Source organism: Providencia sp. M-27, from assembly GCF_011077905.1.
Taxonomy (GTDB): Bacteria; Pseudomonadota; Gammaproteobacteria; order Enterobacterales; family Enterobacteriaceae; genus Providencia; species Providencia huaxiensis.
Genome location: NZ_JAALBT010000050.1, coordinates 1 through 2780 on the forward strand (window position 1 = coordinate 1; position 2780 = coordinate 2780).

The window sequence follows — 2780 nt, forward strand, 5'->3', positions numbered from 1 at the left end:
AGCCGGAATTTCGTTTTCCGGTACGTTTTACTACCACAATTTGCCTGTTTATCCTTTCGGAGACCGGGCTAAGTCCGAGTCAATCAAGTGGTGCATTTGGGTTAATGTCGTTGGCTGGTATTTAATGAGAACGTGACAAGCGCCTCTCACGTTGCTAAGATTGGATTGCGACGTCTAATCTGAGCAACGAATGCACAAGATTTAGAGTACCAGAGCCCTGTGATGCTGTCACGGGGCTTTGTTACATCTGGAGCTTGGTAAACCTCATAAATTCAATTCGCAACGCTCGCCGCAAGGCGTGAACTTGTTTCACGTCGAGGAAGCGGAATTTCTCGAAAGCCTTATACTGTCTCCGTTCACACATGATCGGAGGGTGTCTCTATGTCTCAATTATTTCGTTTGGCATCGCCAGAAGATTACGAATACATCGAAGAATTAAATTTATGGGAATTGTCATTTGATAAGCGACCGGTTCAAGGGGTTCGTTGTGAAGATCCGGTGATCGGGGCAGAAAAATATAATCAAGGGCGTGAAAAATTTAAGGCGTTAGCGTCACGGCATAAAAAACACTGGAAACCGAACGGATTGACCTTTTCGGAGTTGATCCGCTGGGCAATAGAATGCGGAACTCCAGAACAATGTCAGCTTGTTTTAGCGTTATACCATTGCACAAACGATGATGATTATCAGGCGATGGGAATTCAGTTAAGCCGAAGTATTGATAATGCAAATGTCAGTCCGATCATCTTTTTCACAGGTAAAAATCAACGGTTATTAGGTGATATTTCGATGCTAAAACAGCTCGAAGAAAAGGTGCGCTGACGTTAGGTTTACCTATTATTTTATGTATTATCCTATCTATTATTCTATCTCTTATTTTATCTATTTCGTCTGTAATAGGTAGAATAATACATAGAATAAGATACAGAATAATAGATAGACACAAGATGACGTTGTGTTATTTCTTACCCATTAATCCACCTGTTATTCTACCTATTACTTTACCCGTTATTGCACCCAATTTAGGTATAACGGGCAGAATAACGGGTGAAATAATGGGTAGAATCATAGTTTTACTAACTTGCACCCCATGATACTTTCAGTATCAATGCCACTCATTTTCTGGACGAAAATGAATGACATAAGGCTCCGCCCTCTGGCTATTTTCTTCGGCTGGACGCCTGCGAAAAAAACCATTCACCCAAGCCCGTCAAACTCACTGCGTTCGTCTGACCACCCCCTTTTTTCGCCCCTGTATTTGGTCGCTCAAAAATGTGGTGGTCAGACGCTTCGCTTGACGGGGGGCTTTGCCCCCAAAACGAAACACGTTCACTGGGGTTCACTTGCCATCGCTGGGGCGTGTCATTTCGTTTCGGCTCCCCCTGTTTTTCCCTTTCTTCGCTGGACGCTCATCAGGATAAAAACAAAAAGCCTACCGCCCTCGTTTTACTCGGTTGGTCAAATCGCTTCTTGCCACAAAACAAGTTTGTGACTTTCAGCGATTTCGCATCGTTTTACTTGTCAGTTTGCACGATGTTAAAAACGCACTCAGAAGCCCGCAAAACCGTTCTAAACTTTCAGCGTAGATTTGGGTGTTTTATAGGGTGATCGTGTCTTAAAATCGTTTCGAGGGGCTTTAATGGGGATGAACGGGAGGTTTTTGCTAACTAACTCGCCCGTTTAACATAAAAGGGATTGTATGAATCAATTTTAGCTAGAGTTTAAGGTTGTTCAAATTAATGTACAATGATTGCACTGTATAAATAACCAGGTGTAGCATGTATGGAAAAGCACTTTATCAATGAAAAGTTTTCACGAGATCAATTTACGGGGAATAGAGTTAAAAATATTGCCTTTTCAAATTGTGATTTTTCAGGGGTTGATTTAACTGATACTGAATTTGTTGATTGTAGTTTTTACGACAGGAATAGCTTGGAAGGGTGTGATTTTAATAGAGCCAAACTAAAAAACGCTAGCTTTAAAAGCTGCGATTTATCAATGAGTAATTTTAAAAACATTAGCGCCTTAGGTCTTGAAATTAGTGAGTGTTTAGCTCAAGGAGCTGATTTTCGAGGGGCTAATTTTATGAATATGATAACTACAAGGTCATGGTTTTGTAGTGCTTATATAACCAAGACAAATCTTAGTTACGCTAATTTTTCTAGAGTCATATTAGAAAAGTGCGAACTGTGGGAAAATCGCTGGAATGGCACTGTGATAACTGGCGCCGTGTTTCGTGGCTCCGATCTTTCTTGTGGGGAGTTTTCATCGTTTGATTGGTCTTTGGCTGATTTTACTGGTTGTGATTTAACGGGTGGGGCGCTTGGCGAGCTTGATGCAAGGCGAATTAATTTAGATGGAGTGAAGTTGGATGGAGAGCAGGCGCTTCAGCTTGTTGAGAGTTTAGGTGTTATTGTTCACCGATAAAATCTAGGTAAAAAACGCCTAATGCCCCAATGTGGTACTAATCAAAACGGAGCGAAGCGACATCTTCATCTTGTCTTTGCTTTTCTCCATGATCAGTTATTGGGTCATGGTCTCTTAGCTCGTTAATCTGGCTAAGTTTGGTTAGGTTGGGCTTCTTTCGACACTTCGCAATCCAAGAAATCCCTAGTCCGTTGATTGGTGCTCTTATCAGGTACGCACTGTAATCTTTCGATACCGCAGCGTGATTCGGAGGTAGAGCCGGAATTTCGTTTTCCGGTACGTTTTACTACCACAATTTGCCTGTTTATCCTTTCGGAGACCGGGCTAAGTCCGAGTCAATCAAGTGGTGCATT

Annotated in this window: 2 protein-coding genes; both read left to right on the forward strand. The window is 41.9% G+C overall.

The genetic code is table 11. From position 1 onward, the window contains the following. The first annotated feature begins 381 nt into the window (after positions 1 to 381). Positions 382 to 822, forward strand: a complete 441-nt coding sequence (locus G6Q48_RS21815) for a hypothetical protein (RefSeq protein WP_015063446.1) — start codon at positions 382 to 384, stop codon at positions 820 to 822. Positions 823 to 1782: 960 nt separating this feature from the next. Then, positions 1783 to 2427 (forward strand): quinolone resistance pentapeptide repeat protein QnrD1, encoded by a 645-nt coding sequence (locus G6Q48_RS21820; RefSeq protein WP_012634451.1) that lies wholly within the window; start codon positions 1783 to 1785, stop codon positions 2425 to 2427. The last annotated feature ends 353 nt before the right edge of the window (positions 2428 to 2780 follow it).